The 18,919-nt window shown below is 63.2% G+C and carries 15 protein-coding genes; 6 read left to right on the plus strand and 9 right to left on the minus strand.

The features are described from left to right. Positions 1 to 75: 75 nt before the first annotated feature. Complete coding sequence (locus ACLQ8T_RS02990; RefSeq protein ID WP_413455641.1) at positions 76 to 3,096, minus strand: alpha-mannosidase; 3,021 nt, start codon at positions 3,094 to 3,096, stop codon at positions 76 to 78. A 108-nt stretch (positions 3,097 to 3,204) separates the two neighbouring features. Then, on the minus strand, positions 3,205 to 3,873 hold the full coding sequence (locus ACLQ8T_RS02995) for a histidine phosphatase family protein (RefSeq protein ID WP_413455642.1): 669 nt from the start codon (positions 3,871 to 3,873) through the stop codon (positions 3,205 to 3,207). Positions 3,874 to 4,075: 202 nt separating this feature from the next. Here ACLQ8T_RS02995 and ACLQ8T_RS03000 point away from each other — a divergent pair, with 202 nt between their 5' ends. Then, positions 4,076 to 4,645, plus strand: a complete 570-nt coding sequence (locus ACLQ8T_RS03000) for a TetR/AcrR family transcriptional regulator (RefSeq protein ID WP_413455643.1) — start codon at positions 4,076 to 4,078, stop codon at positions 4,643 to 4,645. A 47-nt stretch (positions 4,646 to 4,692) separates the two neighbouring features. On the opposite strand, the gene ACLQ8T_RS03005 is transcribed toward ACLQ8T_RS03000, so the two are convergent. Continuing rightward, positions 4,693 to 6,030: an MFS transporter gene (locus ACLQ8T_RS03005; RefSeq protein WP_413455644.1), complete on the minus strand. Its 1,338-nt coding sequence runs from the start codon at positions 6,028 to 6,030 to the stop codon at positions 4,693 to 4,695. A gap of 187 nt (positions 6,031 to 6,217) precedes the next feature. On the opposite strand from ACLQ8T_RS03005, the gene ACLQ8T_RS03010 reads away from it, so the two are divergent. Together ACLQ8T_RS03010 and purH are read left to right on the plus strand one after the other, a co-directional pair. Then, entirely contained in the window at positions 6,218 to 6,955 is a 738-nt protein-coding gene (locus ACLQ8T_RS03010) for a hypothetical protein (protein WP_204720703.1), read from the plus strand. A gap of 97 nt (positions 6,956 to 7,052) precedes the next feature. Beyond that, positions 7,053 to 8,723, plus strand: coding sequence for a bifunctional phosphoribosylaminoimidazolecarboxamide formyltransferase/IMP cyclohydrolase (purH, locus tag ACLQ8T_RS03015; protein ID WP_204720705.1), 1,671 nt, complete (start codon positions 7,053 to 7,055; stop codon positions 8,721 to 8,723). A 365-nt stretch (positions 8,724 to 9,088) separates the two neighbouring features. Here the strand turns inward: purH and ACLQ8T_RS03020 are convergent, their stop codons facing one another. Next, on the minus strand, positions 9,089 to 9,577 hold the full coding sequence (locus ACLQ8T_RS03020; RefSeq protein WP_413455645.1) for a hypothetical protein: 489 nt from the start codon (positions 9,575 to 9,577) through the stop codon (positions 9,089 to 9,091). Positions 9,578 to 9,652: 75 nt separating this feature from the next. On the opposite strand from ACLQ8T_RS03020, the gene ACLQ8T_RS03025 reads away from it, so the two are divergent. From ACLQ8T_RS03025 to ACLQ8T_RS03035, 3 genes are all read left to right on the plus strand, one after another. Then, positions 9,653 to 10,150: a GNAT family N-acetyltransferase gene (locus ACLQ8T_RS03025; RefSeq protein ID WP_413455646.1), complete on the plus strand. Its 498-nt coding sequence runs from the start codon at positions 9,653 to 9,655 to the stop codon at positions 10,148 to 10,150. A 474-nt stretch (positions 10,151 to 10,624) separates the two neighbouring features. Further along, on the plus strand, positions 10,625 to 11,749 hold the full coding sequence (locus tag ACLQ8T_RS03030; RefSeq protein WP_413455647.1) for an NRAMP family divalent metal transporter: 1,125 nt from the start codon (positions 10,625 to 10,627) through the stop codon (positions 11,747 to 11,749). A 13-nt stretch (positions 11,750 to 11,762) separates the two neighbouring features. Continuing rightward, entirely contained in the window at positions 11,763 to 12,572 is an 810-nt protein-coding gene (locus tag ACLQ8T_RS03035) for a putative hydro-lyase (RefSeq protein WP_413455648.1), read from the plus strand. A gap of 55 nt (positions 12,573 to 12,627) precedes the next feature. Here ACLQ8T_RS03035 and ACLQ8T_RS03040 read toward each other — a convergent pair whose 3' ends face one another. The 5 genes from ACLQ8T_RS03040 to ACLQ8T_RS03060 all read right to left on the minus strand — a co-directional run bounded on the left by ACLQ8T_RS03040 (position 12,628) and on the right by ACLQ8T_RS03060 (position 18,847). Continuing rightward, on the minus strand, positions 12,628 to 13,623 hold the full coding sequence (locus ACLQ8T_RS03040) for an adenosine deaminase (RefSeq protein WP_413455649.1): 996 nt from the start codon (positions 13,621 to 13,623) through the stop codon (positions 12,628 to 12,630). A gap of 394 nt (positions 13,624 to 14,017) precedes the next feature. Then, on the minus strand, positions 14,018 to 14,692 hold the full coding sequence (locus ACLQ8T_RS03045; protein ID WP_413455650.1) for a GntR family transcriptional regulator: 675 nt from the start codon (positions 14,690 to 14,692) through the stop codon (positions 14,018 to 14,020). A 52-nt stretch (positions 14,693 to 14,744) separates the two neighbouring features. Continuing rightward, a complete protein-coding gene (locus tag ACLQ8T_RS03050; RefSeq protein ID WP_413455651.1) occupies positions 14,745 to 16,481 on the minus strand; it encodes a biotin carboxylase N-terminal domain-containing protein in 1,737 nt (578 codons plus the stop codon). A 9-nt stretch (positions 16,482 to 16,490) separates the two neighbouring features. Then, on the minus strand, positions 16,491 to 18,092 hold the full coding sequence (locus tag ACLQ8T_RS03055) for a carboxyltransferase domain-containing protein (RefSeq protein WP_413455652.1): 1,602 nt from the start codon (positions 18,090 to 18,092) through the stop codon (positions 16,491 to 16,493). After that, the gene (locus ACLQ8T_RS03060) at positions 18,089 to 18,847 is read right to left on the minus strand and encodes a LamB/YcsF family protein (RefSeq protein WP_413455653.1); all 759 of its coding nucleotides are present in this window, start codon (positions 18,845 to 18,847) and stop codon (positions 18,089 to 18,091) included. The genes ACLQ8T_RS03055 and ACLQ8T_RS03060 overlap by 4 nt, the downstream gene beginning before the upstream one ends. Between the last annotated feature and the right edge of the window lie 72 nt (positions 18,848 to 18,919).

Below are 18,919 nucleotides of genomic sequence, written 5' to 3' on the forward strand. Positions count from 1 at the left end.
CTGGCAATCGTCGTCGGGAAACGGACCGGGCCGGCACGCGAAGCAGCGTGCCGGCCCGGCCTGTGGATCCTGCGGTTACTTGGCCACGGCGAAGCGCAGGGTGCTTACCTCGAACGCGCCCAGCTTCAGTGGCACTGCACCATCGGCCAGTTCGATGCGCTGCCCGTCCAGTTCGTCTTCCAGCAGGCTCACGGTGGATGCGTGGGCGATCTGCGCGTTGACCTTGAGGCGGCCGCTGGCACGGCGGCCCAAGGATTCATAGACGCGCACCACCAGATCGCCGGAGCGGTCGGCCGCCAGCTTCACGCTGGAGATCACCAGCCCCTCGCCGGATACCTCAACCAGCGGGTCCACGCCTTGCGCGCCGTCGATGACGCGCTCTGCGCTGTTCAGCAATGCGCCCGCTGCCGTTGCCGTGGCCACATCCGCGCCGATGACCAAGCCGTAGCGGTGGGTCTGCACGCCCTGGTCGGTTTCCGGGTCGGGGAAGCGCGGAGCACGCAGCAGGGACAGTCGGATGGTCGTGGTGACCTCCGCGTCCTTGGCATCACGGGTGACGTCGAAACCGTAGATGGAATCATTGACCAGCGCTGCGCCGAAGCCGGGCTCCTCGGCCAGCACGAAGCGGTGCATCGAGGTTTCGAATTTCGCCGCTTCCCAGCTGGTATTCACGTGGGTGACGCGCTTGTGGTAGCCGAACTGCGTTTCGGCAATGGCATGCTCTGCTCGGATATCCAGCGGGAAAGCGACCTTCAGGAACTTCTCGGCCTCATGCCAATCGGTGCTCTGCGAGATCTGCAAGGTCCGCGAGCCCGGAGCCAGCGACAGTTCCTGCACCAGCGTGGACTGCGAGAAGCTGCGGGCAATCGTGACGACCTGGCTGCCGTCCTCGCGCGAGGACAGCTCAAGGCTGTCGAGCTCGCGCAAGTCGGTGACCTGGTTGCGGTAGTACTTGTCCACGTCCCAGGCATCCCACATGTTCGGGAAGTCCTGGTGCAATTGCAGCAGGTTCGCCTCCTGGCCTGCGGCGATGGCTTCGCGGCCGGTGGCCAGGTCCACGGCGGAGGTCAGCAAGCCCTGGGCATTGATGGCCACACGAACCAGCGAGTTCTCCAGGACATAGCCGCCGTCAACGGCGGTTGCCCTGACCGGGGACGCGGCAGCAGGCTGCACCGGCTTGGCCTGTCCGAAGGCCAAGGAATTGCGGGTGAACGCGGCGCCGTTGAACGCAATCGGGGTGGATCCTTCGCCGGCCAGCTGCTGCTGGGCGGTGCGGATCAGTGCTTCGGCCTGCTCGATGACCTGCGCATAGCGGGCCACGACCTCGCGGTGCACCCACGCAATCGAGGTGCCGGGCAAGATGTCGTGGAACTGGTGCAGCAGCACCGTCTCCCACAGTTCGTCAAGCAGTTCATAGGGATAGTCGGCTCCGGTGCAGAGCGCAGCGGTGGCGGCCCACAGCTCGGCTTCGACTAGCAACTGCTCGGTGCGCCGGTTGCCCTGCTTGGTCTGGTGCTGGCTGGTCAGCGTGGCGCGGTGCAATTCCAGGTAGAGCTCCCCGACCCAGACCGGAGGGTTGGGCAGCTCGGCCTTGGCCCGGTCGAAGAAGTCGTTGGGGTGTTCCCAGGCCACCTTCGCGCTGCCTTCCAGGTTGGCCAGGCGCTTTGCCTTGCCGGTCATTTCGCGGGTGGTGCCGCCGCCGCCATCGCCCCAGCCCACCGGCGCGATGGAATTGTTCGTGACCCGCGCTTCGCGGAACTGGCGCGATGCCTTGGCGACTTCCTCGCCTGAAAGCTGCGAATTGTAGGTATCCATCGACGGGAAGTGGCTGAACATGCGCGAACCGTCAATGCCTTCCCAATCGAAGGTGTGGTGCGGGAACTTGTTCTGCTGGTTCCAGGAGATCTTCTGGGTGAAGAACCATTCGAAGCCGGCACGGCGCATCAGCTGCGGCAGGGCGGGGGAGTAGCCGAAGGAGTCCGGAAGCCAGACGCCCTTCGAGGTGATGCCGAATTCCTTGCGGAAGAAATTCTGGCCGTAGAGGAACTGGCGGATCAGTGATTCGCCCGAAGGCATCACGGTGTCGGATTCCACCCACATGCCGCCCAGCGGCAGGAAACGCCCGTCGGCTACCGCCTGCTTGACCCGCTCCCAGACTTCCGGGCGGTGGGTCTTGAGCCACTTGTACTGTTGGGCGCTGGACATGCCGTAGAGGAATTCTTTCTCGTCGCCCAGCAGCTCCACCATCGAGGAGCAGGTGCGCGAGACCTTGCGGATGGTTTCGCGCAGCGGCCACAGCCAGGCCGAGTCGATGTGCGAGTGGCCGATGGCCGAAATCTGGTGGGCACTGTGCTCAGCCGGGGCGGCCAGGACCGAGGCGAGCTCATCGCGGGCGGCCTGCGCGGTCTGCGCGATGCGCTGCAGATCCAGAACGTCCAGGGCGTTGTCCATGGCCTGCAGGATCTGCATCTTGCGCGGTGTTTGCCCAAGCTGCTCCTGCAAATCCAGCAGCACTTCCAGATCCAGGGACAGCTCATGCACCACGGGCTCGAAGACCGCCAGGTCCATCCGGCTGGTGGTGTACAGGCGGCGCGAAGAGGAGGTGAGGATATCGCCCTGCTCGGTGGGCAGGAACGGGTGGTAGTCGAGCAGCACCGGGTTGGAGGCGGCTTCCAGGTACAGGTCGATGACCTCATCACCTTCGGCGCAGGCGGTGATCGGCACCCATTGGTTGCGCGGATTGATCGCCTTGATCGTGATGCCGTCGGGGCGGTACACCAGGCCCTCGCATTGGAAGCCGGTCATGTTGACGTCAAAGCCCAGATCAATCACCGCTTCGACGCGGCGTCCCGCCCACTGCGCCGGTACCCGGCCCTGCAGATGGAACCAGGTGGTGCCCCACGCCGCGCCCCAAGGCGTGCCAACGGCGGTTGGCTGGTAGTCCAGTGCCAGGCCCTGCGACGGGGCGACCGGCTCGCCGGGCAGCTCATGCCATGACAGATCCAGTGGCACGGTTTCCGAATATATCGCTGGAAGGATACGTTCGGTCAGAACGCGGCGGACGCGTCCGATGGTCAGGGAAATGTCGTCGTGCATCAGGGCCTTCCGTTTGTGCGCTCCGCAGAAAATGAGCTCCCTAGCCAGACTACCGAAATATCAGGTGCTGAGCTGGTCCAACTCGCGTTCGCCAGAAGTCGGCAGGGCTCAGGCCGCGTCGTCCTCGCCGCCGGTGACATCCTCGTCGAGGGCATCGCGGACGAAGTCCCCGCCCAGCGGTTCGGTATCCCAGCGCGCCAGTGACCACTGCCCGCCGACGCCCAGCTCCAGCAGGGAACCACCAGTGTTCTCGATGACCAGCTGCGATGCCGCATCGGGGGACATCTTGGTGGCCCAGGCGCTGAAGACGCGAATGGCCGCACCATGGCTGAAAACCGCTGCGGTTCCCGAGTAGTCCTGCGCTTGCGCGATGGATTCCAAGGCTTTGGAATAGCGCTCGATGAAGTCGTAGCCGTTCGGCCCGCCGGGCATTTTCTGCTCCCAATCGCCGTGCATCCAGGAACGCAGGCACATGACATAGGCAGATCGCGATGCCTCATCTCCCAGCATTTCCAGCTCGCCCGCCGAGATCTCTTCAAGGCCGTCCATGATGTGCACCGGTTCTGCAATTGACTCGCTCAGCGGCTGGGCTGTGAGCTGCGTGCGGTTCAGCGTTGAGGCGTAGATCGACTGCAGCTGCCCGTTACTGAATACCTGCGGCAGGGCGCGAGCCTGGCGATGGCCCAGAGGGGTGAGGCTGGCACCGGGAAAAGCGGTATCGAGCTTCCCGGCAACATTCGACGGGGTTTGCCCATGCCTGATGAGTTGAAAACGCATATCCTCTGCTTCCTTGGCCTAGCGGTCCTGGATCCTAGGGATAGCACGGTTTCGCGCAAACGCGGAATGGCTTCTCGCACGGAAGAAACATTTCTATCTGGAATGATGATTTCCGCCTCGTCTCAGCACTGCCCGTCCGCTATCGTGAATTCGACAGGTGGCAAGCCGCGACCTGGAAGTTCCCCCAGATCGGAATCCGCTCATGCGTTCAGATGCTCTTCGGCGACGTGAGAACATCCTTCGAGTTGCTCGTGAATTATTCGCCGAACACGGAGCCCAGATCGCAATGGAAACCATCGCAGAGGCAAGCGGTGTCGGCATCGGCACGCTCTACCGGAACTTCGCTGATCGGCTGGCATTGGTTGAAGAAGTCACCCTCGTCATGCTGGAGGATATCCGCAGTGCCTCGCAGCAGGCGATCGAGCGGCTTGACGCAAATGACGCAGAGGGCTGGGACGTCCTGCTGGGCACGCTGATCGAGCAGAACCTCGGGGCGCTGAGCGAAGCATTGGGGCTGCAGCTGCCCAAGAAGGTCAGCCCGCGCATCCTCGAAGCCCAAAACGAGGCCGCCAAGACCCTGAACTCCGCCTTGAAACTGGCCAAGAACGCCCAGCTGGTCCGCGCCGACATCTCAGGGCTGGAACTGATTGCCGCCGTCGGGTCCATGACCCGCCCGCTGCCTCGGGCCTTCAGCAACTCCCAGCCCGGCCTGGAAGGGCGCATCGTGCAGATCATGAGTGACGGCTTGCGCCCGCAACCTGCGCAGAACTAGAAAATGCCGGCACCAATGGTGCCGGCATTCGCTATTGGGGGAGAGATTCAGTCCAGCCGCAGTCCGCGGGTTTCCGGGGCGAAGCGTGCCATGAACAGGATGGCCAGCAGCACCAGCGCGGTCGCGCCGGCAAACAGCCAGCCCAGCCCCACCACGGGCCATAGCGCCGCGAAAATCAGCGGGCCGAAGCCGGCAGCAAAGCGCGACATGGTCGAGGCCCAGCCGAAGCCGCTGGCCCGCAGCTCGGTGGGGTACAGCTCCGAAACGTAGGCATACAGTACCGGAATGGCGACCTGGACAATGACGCCGAAGACCAGCACCCAGCCAATCGCGGCCGCCGGGACGTCGAGGTTCTGCGCGACGATGACCAGCACGAGGCCGGAGAGCGGGGCGGAGATCGCCAGCAGCCATTTGCGGCCGACCCGCTCCACCAGCAGGGCAGCCAGCACGACGCCTGCCAGGCCCATCAGTGCCATCACCGCGGTGGCGAAGAAGGAGGCGGACTGGGCCATTCCGGCTTCGGTGAGGATCGACGGCAGCCAGGTCAGCGCCAGGTAGTAGACCAGCAGAATGGTCATGAACAGCAGCCAGCTGGTGGCGGTGATCTTCCATGAATACCGCCACAGCGAGGCCACCTGCTCCCACCAGCGCGGAGCCTTCTCCAGCTCCACCGGCTCGATCACGTAGTCCCGCTTGGTTGCCCCAGTGCGTTCCACCAGCTGGTCGATGACCGCACGGGCTTCCGCATCCCGGCCCTTGGCCGCCAGGAACAGCGGGGACTCGGGCATGGAGCGGCGCACCAGATACACCATGAACGCCGGCAGGATCATGACTGCCAGGATCAGCCGCCAATTATCCGCGGTGGCCATCACCCATCCGGAGACGAAGAAGGACAGCGCCGCGCCCACCGGCCACCAGCCGTCCATGGCGGTGAGCACGCGTCCGCGCAGCTTCGCCGGCGTGAATTCGCCAACCAGCGCATAATCCACCGGGATGCAGCCACCCAGGCCGACACCGGCCAGGAAGCGGAAGGCGACGAAGAAGCCGAAGTTCGGCGACAGCGCACCGAGGACGGTGAACAGCGAGAACATCAGCAGCGTCAGGCTGAACGCGTTCTTGCGCCCGTACCTGTCGGCGATCCCGCCCCAGAGGAACGCGCCCACGGCCATGCCCACCAAGTTGGAGGTGCCCAGCAGGGCAGCGGTGGGACGATCCAGTCCCCATTCCTCGGCGACCAGTGGAATCAGCGCGCCGTTGAGGGTGACGTCCCAGGCGTCGAACATGAAGCCGAGGCCGCCGATAATGAAAATGGTGCCCTGCACCTTCCATTTGAATGGCAGCTCTTGCACGATGGTCGTGCCAGAGGGCAGGGGTGCTGAAGACACAGTGGTGCACCTTTCGGTGTGCGAGCGGAATTGGTGTGTACCGCGTGAAGCATAACTGAAAACCCGGGTGCAGGTGTAGCTCTCTACGCTTCTTCTCGCGCCGCGTCAAGGCCTGTTGCAAGCGACGGCAAGGGAGTAATCTTCGGACATGGGAGTAGATTGGACCGCTCTCGAAGAGGCTATACGGGTGACTGCCCTTCGACACGCAGCGGAAGTGATAGCTGGACACCCGGACCAAGACTTCTATGCCATTGCCCTGCATGGCGTCAGCACCGAGGAAAGCGAAACCATCGCCATGCCGTTGCTGGCCCTGAACTCGGTGCAGGCCCTGGAACGCGACCGCCTCACCGAATCCCGCGAGCAACTGGTGGAACGCGGCGAGGACGCCGATGAGCCTGCCGAATACGAGGATCGCCCCGATGCCGAAGGCGATGGAGGCCTTGAACCTGAATCCGTCACATTGGAAGAAGATTCGCTGCTGATCTCGGATTCCGAGGACGAGGATGACGAGCAGGAAGATGACGAGGACTCCGATGGGGAAGACCTTGACGACGTTCTGGCCTCCTTGGAAGCGGATCTGGAAGAAGACGACGCCGAAAGCTTCTACTCGGATAAGTGGGAGCCCAGCGATTGGCACTGGTCATCCATTGATTTATGCGAGGATCCGGCGGCTACCCTGTGGTCTGATGCGATGACCGGGCTGGCCGCACGCGAAGGCTGGGAACCGACCATCAAGCGCTACTACCACACGCTGGTTGCGGTGGCCCGTTCCTTGCGCGAAGAGTTGAACGAACGGACAAAGGTCGATCTTGTGGCCTATGTCGCAGATGAGGAGCATGCCGAGAAGCTCCTGCAGCTTTGCCTGACTGACAAGCAGCTTTCCACGTATTTCCCGCAGCTTTCCGCCCTGTCCGAAGGGGCTTGACACGAACTGAAATTCCGGTGCCTTCGTTGGTTAGAATGATGGCGGTGGCCTCTGCGCTGCCCGCCCCATTCATTCTCACCGCCGGGAGAAAAATTTCGTGAGTAAGACCGTGCTGGACAAAGTCGCTATCCGTCGCGCGCTGATTTCCGTCTACGACAAGACCGGCTTGGAGGAGCTGGCCGCTGGTTTGCACGCTGCAGGCGTGCAGCTGGTATCCACCGGTTCCACGGCCAAGAAGATCGCCGCTGCTGGAATTCCCGTGACCGAGGTCGAGCAGGTGACCGGTTCCCCTGAAATGCTCGACGGCCGCGTCAAGACCTTGCACCCGCGCATCCACGGCGGCATCCTTGCCGACCGCCGCGTCACCGAGCACATGGACACCCTTTCCTCGATGGACATCGAACAGATCGACCTGGTCGTGGTGAACCTGTACCCATTCGTGCAGACCGTTGCCTCCGGCGCCTCCCAGGACGAAGTGGTCGAGCAGATCGACATCGGTGGCCCAGCCATGGTCCGCTCGGCAGCGAAGAACCACGCCGCCGTCTCCATCGTGGTTGATCCAGCGTTCTACCCGCAGGTCATCTCCGCCGCCTCCGAAGGCGGCTTCGATCTGAAGACCCGCCAGCGCCTGGCCGCCAAGGCCTACGCGCACACCGCAGCCTACGACACCGCGGTCGCTTCGTGGACCGCCAGCCAGTTCCTCGACGAGGACGGCGACGGCGTCATCGATTGGCCAGCCTATGCAGGCGTGGCCCTGCAGCGCGCCGAGGTGCTGCGCTACGGCGAGAACCCGCACCAGCAGGCAGCGCTCTACGTGGATGAGGCCGCCCCGGCCGGCATCGCCCAGGCCGACCAGCTGCACGGCAAGCCAATGAGCTACAACAACTACGTGGACGCGGATGCCGCACTGCGCGCCGCCTACGATTTCGAGAAGCCGGCTGTTGCCGTCATCAAGCACGCCAACCCCTGTGGTGTGGCAGTGGCTTCGGATGGTGCTGCGGACCCGATTGCCGACGCGCACCGCAAGGCGCACGCTACCGACCCGGTATCCGCATTCGGCGGCGTGATCGCTGCGAACCGCACGGTCACCAAGGAAATGGCCGAAACCGTCAAGGGCATCTTCACCGAAGTAGTCATCGCCCCGGACTTCGAAGAGGAAGCAGTACAGATCCTCTCGGCGAAGAAGAACATCCGCCTGCTGGCCCTGCCAGATGGCTATGGCCGCAACAAGAACGAATTCCGCCAGGTCTCCGGCGGCATGCTGGTCCAGGCCGGCGACAAGATCGACGCCGAGGGCGACACCCCGGCGAACTGGACCCTGGCCGCCGGCGAGGCAGCTGACGCCGCGACCTTGGCAGATCTGGAATTCGCCTGGAGCGCCGTGCGCGCCGCGAAGTCCAATGCGATCCTGCTGGCCAAGGACGGTGCCGCCGTGGGCATCGGCATGGGTCAGGTCAACCGCATCGACTCCTGCAAGCTGGCAGTAGAGCGCGCCAACACCTTGGGCGTGCAGGTCGAGTCCGGCGCAGATGCCGCCGGGGGTGCCGAAAACGCTGATGGCGCAGCTTCCGAGCAGCGCGCACAGGGCGCCGTGGCCGCTTCGGATGCGTTCTTCCCGTTCGCCGATGGCCTGCAGATCCTGATCGACGCCGGCGTCAAGGCTGTCGTGCAGCCAGGCGGCTCGGTACGCGATGAGGAAGTCATCGCGGCCGCGAACGAAGCTGGCATCACCATGTACTTCACCGGTGCACGCCACTTCTTCCACTAGGAACTAGCCACGCCTTTTCGGGCCGTGCAGCCAGCGCTTGCCGCGCTGGCTGCACGGCCCGCGGCGCTTAACGGGTTGCAACGCAGGTGCTGATTCGCAATTCTTGCCCTGAGGCTGGAATCGCCGGAGCTCGGGATTGATCCCCGGCATCAGTGTTGAAGTCACCGGCGCCACGTTCCCAACCCGTCGCGGCGTGTTCGTCTCGGCGTTGGTCGCGGTCCTCGCGGTACTGCTCTGGGCCATCATCGCCCCGGCCAATTTCGCCCAGCGCGGTTGTCATGTTGGAAGGCCGGGTTTACTGGGCATGGATAAAATGCGATGGTCCTGGTGGCACCCATCTGCAGGACATGGACACTGAAGAGTGGTCAGTTTGTGGTTTCGTGCGGAACGACAACGATCTGCACTGTGTCTTCGTAGATGATTCTCCCCGGATCATCACTGACAAGTCGCACAACTTCCACGCCATGCCGTGCAAGAAGTTCCAAGTACGGCTCGACGCGTTCCAACAGGTGTGTTGCGGTGTCCTTGAACCAAGCTGCTGCGCTGGGATTCACCTGAGGATTGTAGACATCCGGATTCGATGCCGCCGGATCCGGATATGCAGCATTGAACCAGTCATTTCCAGACCTCCAAGCAGCCCATTCAGCATCGCTCAATTTGCCCTCGCGGGCGAGATTATTGGCAAGTCCGAAGACACCGGGGAATATTCCTCGATGATTCGGAACGCCCGCTTGGTACCGGATATGCATTTGCTGTGGTGGCTCCTCGTGCTCGCAGCTGGTTAACACCCTCACAGTCAACCAGATCCAGCGGACAAAGCATTGCTGCAGGGCGTGGACGTATGGATTTTGCACTGGTAGATTCGAGGCATGTTCCGTTCATAAAGTTTTCTCTCAACTATTTCAGAAAACCTAACGAATGGATTTGCCATGCCCTCGGACGTTCTACAAGTTGACCTTCATCAATCAGATCTCACTCCTGCAGTGTCTTCGTACGCGGATATCTGCAATGCCAAATCATCTTCCTCGGTAGCCCTAGCTGCTGCGTACTTCGCGGCATACCCGCCGGGCATTGCGGCTGCAACACTTGCCGAAGCGCAAACCGAGATGGAGGAAACCTTTGCCCACGAGTTCGGCCAACTCGTCGAAGATGCTTCTTTCGTAGCGTTGCACCTGGGAAAGCCGATTGGGGCGATTTTTGTTGTCGAAGAATCGATTTGGGATGAAGACCTGTTGGGGCCATTCATCATCGACCTCTTCGTTGATCCACAGCATCAGGGACATGGACTGGGCAATTCCTTGATCGTCGCTGCCATGGCCGCTTGTAAGAAGCGAGGTGCTGACACGTTGAGTCTAAGGATCGGCGATGGAACCTCTGGCGCAGCGTTAGAACTATATCGACGACTTGGGTTCAGGTTGTTGTCCTAGCCGAATAGCGGCGGAGTCATCAGTATGGTTGTCGAAGCATGGCCTCGCCGCAATCTTCGCCTTCGTGAGTTTCCAATGGTGCCGATAGGCGTCCGGCTTCAGTTGAAAACTAATCCACGTGCAAGTTGCGCCAGCCGTTGATGCGAGGGGGTTGGGAAGCCCGCGCAACGCGGCCGAATCTGTATTTTCCGAAACGGAGCACTACGAAATATAAAATTTGTCTCTGGCGCTGGCTGCAGGCCACCACGTTTCCACTACGGGCTATTGCGCTATTTTGTGCTGGTGAAGCGGGATTTTTATTCTGACGCCAACCGTTGGTGCTGAATCACTAATCGCCGCAGCTGCTCTGCGTGTTGTGTCCGGCAGGTAAATTGTTCAACAACCTGTTGGCAAAGTTGTTGAACAACCTGTAAAGTCGTCTCCATCATATTGACCTTGTGACGGTTGTCACCACTATCGCATTGGAACGTCAGCATGGCACTTCCTGAGTCAACATCCCAAACCAGCAAGGCACGGCGCACAGCGCTGCTCGGTGCCATGTTCCTGATGGCCACCAGCGCCATCGGCCCGGGCTTCATCACCCAGACCACAGAGTTCACGGTCCAAATTGGCGCGGCCTTTGCCTTCGCCATTGTCGTCTCCATCCTCGTGGACATCGCCGTCCAGTTGAATGTTTGGCGCGTCATCGGCGTTTCCGGCATGCGTGCCCAGGAACTGGGCAACAAGGTCCTGCCGGGCATCGGCTGGTTCCTGGCCGCGCTGGTCTTCATCGGCGGCATGATCTTCAACATCGGCAACATCGCCGGTACCGGCCTGGGCCTGAACGCCATGCTTGGCGTTGATGCAAAGATCGGTGGCGCCATCTCCGCGGTCGTTGCCATCTTGATCTTCCTGTCCAAGAAGGCCGGCATGGCCCTGGACCGCATCGTGGTGATGCTCGGCGCCGTGATGATCCTGCTGATGCTGTACGTGGCAATCGTGGCGGCCCCTCCGGTGGGCGACGCGATCCGCAACGTGGTGCTTCCCGAGAAGATCGACTTCCTGATCATCACCACCCTGATCGGCGGCACCGTCGGCGGCTACATCACCTACGCCGGCGCCCACCGCATGATCGATTCGGGCACCTCCGGCGTCGAGCACGTCAAATCGATTTCCAACATCTCGACCCTGGCGATTATCGTCACCGGTGTCATGCGCGTGCTGCTCTTCCTCGCGATCTTGGGCGTTGTGGCCGGTGGCGTCGCATTGACCAGCGTGATCGGTGCCGCCTACACCTCGGTTTCCTTCATCACCAAGCGCACCACCCCGGAGCGCACCCGCAACCTGATCACCGTGGCCTTCATCGTGGTCTGCGGCATCATCTACATGTTCCTGGGCCAGGCGCCAGCAACCCTGCTGATCTTCGCCGGCGCCTTCAACGGCCTGATCCTTCCCGTGGGCTTCGCGGTACTGCTCTGGGTGGCATGGCGCCGCCGCGACCTGCTCCACGGATACAACTACCCCAAGGTCCTGCTAGTTATCGGCGCCTTGACCTGGCTGCTCAGCGTCTATCTCGGCTGGAACTCGATTTCGGGTCTGGCAGCACTCTGGAACAGCTAGGAGAAAGGCAATCATGAGGGACCTATCAAGCCTCGGCAAAGCCGAACGTGCGGCCATGGCCCCGAGCGATGCCCGCGAGCTGTTCCGTGCCGGACAGGTGCTCCCGACCGCGGGAATCAGTGCCGGATACGCGCAGGCAAACCTGATCATCGTTCCCCAGGAGCTGGCTTTCGATGTGCTGCTCTTTGCCCAGCGCAACCCCAAGTCTTGCCCGATCCTCGGTGTCCTGGAAGCCGGGCAGACCAGCAACGAGTTGCTGGAAGGCGGAGATATCCGCACCGACGTGCCGAAGTACATGGTTTACGAAAACGGGGTCAAGGTGGCTGAACCCACCGACCTGTCCGAGTACTGGCGTGATGATCTGGTGACCTTCATTGTCGGCTGCTCGTTCACCTTCGAGAGTGCATTGATGGAAAGCGGCATTTCCATCGCGCATATCGACCAGGGCGTGAACGTGCCAATGTACAAGACCAATATCCGCTCGCAGTCGGCCGGCGCGATGTCAGGTCCGATGGTGGTCTCCATGCGCCCGATTCCTGCCTCGCAGGTGGCCGACGCGGTGCGGATTACCTCCCGCTATCCGGCCGTTCACGGGGCGCCGGTGCATATCGGGAACCCGGAAGAGCTGGGCATCAAGGATTTGGGCGCACCGGACTTCGGCGATGCAGTGCAGATCCCGGAAGGGACGATTCCGGTGTTCTGGGCCTGCGGTGTCACGCCGCAGGCGGCAGTGATGGAGTCCCGCCCGGCGTTGGCCATCGGCCATGCGCCAGGGCACATGCTCATCACCGATATCAGGGATTCCCAGTACCAGGTTCCCTAGCCCCCATGGACTGAACGCGGTGGCCTTCCCCCAAGAGGCTGCCGCGTTCACTTCTTTAACTGTTCTGCTGCTGTACCCAGGTCTGGACTTCGGCAAGCAGCTCCTGCTTGGATGCTTTATCCAGGAAGGTGGATTCAAAGGAATTGCTCGCCAGCGTGGCCAGCTGCTCGGTGCTGAAATTGAAGCTTTCCATGAGCGAGGCGAAGTTGGCATCCATGTATCCGCCGAAATAGGCAGGATCATCGGAATGCACCGAAACCTTCATGCCTTTTTCGAGCATCTCCGGCAGCGGATGGTCTGCCATAGTGTCCACTGCCCGCAATCGGATGTTGGACAGCGGGCAGACGGTCAACGGCATCTGCTCCTCGACCAGGCGCTGGACCAGCGCCGGGTTATCAAGGCAGCGGATGCCGTGGTCCACGCGCTCAACCTTCAGCAGGTCCAGCGCTTGCCAGATGTAGTCTGCCGGTCCTTCCTCGCCCGCATGGGCAACGACGTGCAGACCGTGGGCTCGGGCGTAGTCGAAGACTTCCTGGAACAGCTCGGGCGGGAATCCCAGTTCCGAGGAATCCAGGCCGATGCCGTCGATGTCGTGCTTCTCTGCGACCATCAGCTTCATCAGTTCCATTGCTTCGGCCGCCGGGGCATGGCGCCAGAAGCAGGCGATGAGCTTGTGGGAGATTCCCCAGCGCTCCAGCCCCACATTCAGGCCGGCACGGATGCCGGCAATGACATCGCCCAGGCCCAAGCCGCGCTGGATGTGGGCCTGCGGGTCGAAGAACAGTTCCACATGGCGCACGCCCGAGTCATGGGCGCGCTGCAGGTAGGCCAGGGTAATTTCACGGAAGTCCTCAGCCGTGCGCAGCACCACCATGTTCTCGTAGAACAGGTCGAGGAATGACTGCAGATTGCTGAATTCGTATTTTGCGCGCAGCTGGTCAACGGAGGCGTACGGCAACTCGACACCGTTCTTTGCCGCCAGCTCCATGATCATCTCTGGCTCCAGCGTTCCTTCAAGATGGATATGCAATTCGGCTACGGGCAATTTCACGGACTCAGCGACCTTCCAAGCTGGGGAGAACTTCCGAGGCCGTAATGAAACGGCGACGGCACGCAATGGTTTCGTTAAACCATACGTCGGCTATCTATGTGCTTGCTTGGGTTGTGGTTGGCTCAGCGGCAGCAGCTGGAAGGCATCCAGCTGCTGCTCGCATAGGGAGGCAGGGACACCGAAAATACACCGTGGAACCGCATAGAACGGTGGCTGCAGTGGAGAATACCCGGGAAGATCCCGGAATTCGCGTCTAGGGCCACAGCGGAAGATGCGCGCTGCAGCGTCGACGGATTGAATTCTGGAAACACGGATCCACCCGCAGGCCAGTGGGAAAATCCAAAGGCGACTGAGAGGGAAATCGCACACGAAAGGGCAATGACCAGCTGGAAAGCTAGTTGGAGCGTTCCTCGATGTGGTTTAGCAGTTCGGCCTCGGCGGCGTCGAGGTATTCGCGCAGGCTATCGGCAGCCTCCATGCGCTTTCCGGCGCGCAGCAACTCCAGCAGCTGCGCATTGCGCTCTACATAATGCGAATGGAAATCCGGGGCATCGCTCATGGCATGGAAGACCAGGCGCATGCGGGCAAGCACACGGCCCATCAGCTCCTGGAGCAGATCGCTATCCGAGGAGGCCACCAGCTGTTCGTGGAATGCCTGGTTGGCGCTGGCCATCCGCGGCACATCGCCAGCAGCCAGTCCTGTTTGCGCCTCGGCGATGATCTCTTCCAGCCGGTCCAGGTCCAGGCCCTCGCCCCAGGCCAGGCAAGCCGGCTCGACGGTGCGGCGCACCGCATAGATTTCCCGTACGTCATCAGCATCCGGCGAGGCCACGAAAACACCACGGTTGGGGATGCGGGTGATGATCAGCTCGCTATTGAGCAAGGTGAAGCTTTCGCGCAAGGTATTGCGCGAAAGCCCCAGCGATTCAGCCAAGGCCTGCTCGGAAAGCTTGTCCCCTGGCAGCAGCTCTCCTTCGGCGATGCGGCGGCGCAACACGCTTGCCGCCCAGGGTCCACTGTGCGCGTGGGGAGCCTTGGCTTGCTGCGAGATGCTGTTGGTGGCGTTCATGCTTCCAATTTATCCCAACTGGCCTGTGCCGTTGGACGGCGCGGCCACGACGCTAGCTGATGGTGCCCAGGGTGTCGCCGCGGCGCAGGGCCGCCCCGGCGCCCAGATCCGCGGCCTGGAAGATGCCACCGCGGTGCGCGGTGATGGTGGATTCCATCTTCATCGCCTCGACAATGGCTACGCTCTGCCCTTCGGCGACCTCGCTGCCATCTTCCACGGCGAAGCGGACCAGGTTCCCATCCATGGTGCTGCGCACCGCGGCGGCATCCACTGCTCCGCCATCCTCATCCTGCTGCTCGGCGGTGCCGGCACCCGAGGTGTTGCGCAGCGCATTGGTCAATGCCGCCGGAAGACCGAGCTGGACTGCCTTGCCATCGAGCTCAATGGTGATGGTCTCGCGGCTGGTATCGCGCTGGTCCAGATCCATTTCGTCGCTGGCTTCGACTTCGTTGAGGAACTCGTCCTCGATCCATGTGGTGTAGACACCCAGCGAATCGCCGTTGAACGCCTCATGCTCGATCACTGCACGATGGAAAGGCAAGACCGTGGGGACTCCGGCAATGCTGATTTCCTCCAGAGCCAGGCGGGCCCGGCGGATGGCCTGGTCGCGGTCCGCCCCGCGCACGATCAGCTTCGCGATCATCGAATCATAGAACGGGGGAATGACCGAGCCGCTGCGCACGCCCGAGTCCACGCGCACGCCGGCCCCGGTGGGTGCTTCGAAGCGTTCAACGGTGCCTGGCGCCGGCAGGAAGCCGCGGGCCGGGTCCTCGGCGTTGATGCGGAATTCGATGGCGTGGCCGGTTGGCTGCGGATCTTCGGTGATGGACAGCGGCAGGCCGTCGGCGATGCGGAACTGCTCGGCCACCAGATCCACGCCCGACGTCTCCTCGGTGATCGGGTGCTCCACCTGCAAACGGGTGTTGACTTCCAGGAAGGAAATCAGCCCGTCCTGGGCCACCAGGTATTCCACGGTGCCGGCCCCGACATACCCGGCTTCCTTGCAGATCGCCTTGGCGGATTCGTGGATCCGGGCGCGCTGCTCATCGGTCAAGAACGGTGCCGGAGCCTCTTCCACCAGCTTCTGGTGGCGGCGCTGCAGCGAGCAGTCGCGCGTGCCGACCACCACGACGTTGCCGTGGGTATCGGCCAGCACCTGCGCCTCGACGTGGCGCGGCTTGGACAGGAAGCGTTCCACGAAGCACTCGCCGCGGCCAAAGGCCACGGTGGCCTCGCGGGTGGCGGATTCGAAGGCATCGGAGATCTCCTCCATGGCGTGGACAATCTTGATGCCGCGACCGCCGCCGCCGAAAGCTGCCTTGATGGCCACCGGAACACCGTGCTCTTCGGCGAAGGCGCGCACCTCGCTGGCATCGGCCACCGGACCGTCGGTGCCCGGGGCCAGCGGTGCGCCGGCCCGGACGGCGATCTGGCGGGCGGTGACCTTGTTGCCCAGGGCCTCGATGGCTTCAGGCGACGGGCCGATCCAGCTCATGCCGGCATCGATGACTGCCTTGGCGAAGTTCGCGTTCTCCGAGAGGAAGCCGTAGCCGGGGTGCACCGCGTCGGCGCCACAACGCTTCGCGATGCCGATGATCTTCTCGATATCCAGGTAGGTCTCCGCCCCGGTGGAGCCGTGCAGCGGGTACGCCTCGTCGGCGCGGCGCACATGCAGCGCGTCGGCATCTGGATCAGAGTAGATGGCTACCGAAGCAATATTCGCGTCGGCGGCAGCCCGGGCAATGCGGACAGCGATTTCGCCTCGGTTGGCGATGAGTATTTTCTTCATGGCAATTCCTTAGGCGTCAGATGCCGCGTGTCCGGCAGCGGGTTGGAGGACGAATCGGATTTTGCTTCCGGGAGGAAGCTGCGCGGCTGCGCTCAGGTCTTCGGCAACCACGGTGGCGATCACCGGATAGCCGCCGGTCACCGGGTGGTCTGCGAGGAACAGCACCGGCAGGCCGGAGGGCGGAACCTGCAAGGATCCGCGGGCCACGCCTTCGCTGGCCAGCTCGCCTTCGCGCACGCGCTGCAGCGGCTGCTGCCCGGTGGCCAGGCGCACGCCCACGCGGTTGGATTCGCTGGTGACGTCCCAGACCTGCGCGGTGAGCTGCTCAAGGCCTGCCGGGCCGAACCAGTCGGCCCGCGGACCGGACATGACGCGCAGCGTGTACACGCCGTTCTCGTCCGGAACCGGCAAGGTGCCCGGTTCGCTGTTGCCGACAATGTGGCCAATGCGCGGGCGCTGCACCTCAAGCATGCTTCCGGCCTTCAGCGGCTCGGGACCCACCCCGGAGAGGGTATCGGTGGACAGCGAGCCGAGGACCGGCTCCTGCTCGATGCGCCCGCGCACCGCAAGATAGCTGCGCAGCCCGCGGCCAGCTGGCTCGACGTCCAGGCGCTCGCCGTGCAGCAACGCGAACGGCGCGTTGACCGCCACCTGGCGCGGCGTACGCAGCTCATCGTCCTCGGCCGGGGTGATCCACACTTCGGCTTCGGCTCCGGCCAGGGCCAGCACCTGGTCCTGATCGGCTTCGATGCTCAAACGGCTGCCGAGGTTCTCGATGACTGCCTGGCCTGGCTGGTTGCCCACCAGGCGGTTGGCTTGGCGGAAGGCTGCCGGGTCGGCTGCGCCGGCGACGCCGACGCCCAGGTTGCCGTAGCCGATGCGTCCGGCATCCTGCAGCAGCGACTGCAGGCCGGGATCAAGGATCCGCAGGCCCCCGTTGCCCGGATCCTGCATGGTGGCGGGCTTGGCGGCAGGTGCCTGGACGGAAATCCTTTCGGTGGCAGGGACGAACTTCACCGTGTCCTGCGGGCGGATCAGCGCGGGATTCTCGCGGTCCAGGTCCCACAGCTGCAGATCGGTGTGGCCGATCAGCTGCCATCCGCCGGGGGATTGGCGCGGGTAGACGGCCGAATAGTCCCCAGCCAGTGCGACGGCGCCAGCAGGCACCTTGGTGCGCGGGGTATCCCGGCGCGGGACGTTCAGCAGCTGGTTTTCGCCCAGCAGGTAGGCAAAGCCCGGGGCGAAGCCGCCGAACACCGCACGCCAGGACTGGCTGGAATGGGCCTTGACGACCCCGTCGATGTCCAGGCCGGTCAGTTCGGCCACGGCGGCCAGATCCTCGCCGTCATAGTGCACCGGAACCTCGACGATCTTGCCAGCTGCGTGCGCAACGCTGCCGATGTCCAGTCCGGGCAACTGCTGGCTGGCCTGGGCGGCTTCTTCGGAGGTCCCGAATTTCAAGAACAGGGTTTGCGCGGCGGAGAGCAGATCGCGCTGCCCGGGCAGCGGGTCAGCTTCCAGCGCGGCAGTGAGCGCCAGCACCGAGTCGAGCGAATCGAGGTCGACCAGCAGGTCGTGCGATCCTGCCCGGTGGATGGCGCGGATGCTCACGCGAAGCTCCGGATCTGCACGCCGGCGTGTTCCAGGCCGGCGCGCACGGCGCTGGCCATGGCCACGGCGCCGGCGGTGTCGCCGTGCAGGCAGATGCTTTCGGCAGGCATCTTGATGGTGCTACCGTCCACGGCAACAATGGTGCCTTCGGTGGCCAGGCGGACCATGTTCTCGGTGACTACAGCCGGGTCGTGGAGCACGGCGTTGGTCTCGCGGCGGGAGACCAGGGTGCCTTCCGGGGTGTAGTTGCGGTCGGCGAAGGCTTCGGCGACGCCGCGCAGGCCGGCGGCTTCGGCCTTCTGCAGGGCTACGGAGCCGGGAAGCAGCAGCACCGGCAGGTCGGTGCCGAAGGCCTTGATGGCATCGATGACAGCCTGGGCGTGCACCTCGTGGTGCACGATGGTGTTGTACAGGGCGCCGTGTGGCTTGACGTACTTGATCTCGCTGCCGGCGCTGCGGGCCAGTGCCTGCAGGGCGCCGAGCTGGTAGAGCACGTCATCGGCCAGTTCGGTGGCGGAGCAATCCAGGAAGCGGCGGCCAAAGCCTGCCAGGTCGCGGTAGCCGACGTGGGCGCCGATGGTGACCTGGGCTGCCACGGCATCGCGGCAGGTCTGGGCGATGGTGCTCGGATCTCCGGCGTGGAAGCCGCAGGCGACGTTGGCGGAGGAAACGGAGGTGAAGATGGCGGCATCGTCGCCCATCTTCCAGTTGCCGAAGGACTCTCCGACGTCCGAATTCAAGTCTATGTATGGCATTGTGATCCCCGTCTCGTGAAAACCTGTTGGTAAAAGAATGCCTCAATTTCCGTAATTGTTCAACAATCTTGA

The sequence above is a fragment of the Glutamicibacter sp. FR1 genome (assembly GCF_047300825.1).
GTDB classification, from domain to species: domain Bacteria; phylum Actinomycetota; class Actinomycetes; order Actinomycetales; family Micrococcaceae; genus Glutamicibacter; species Glutamicibacter nicotianae.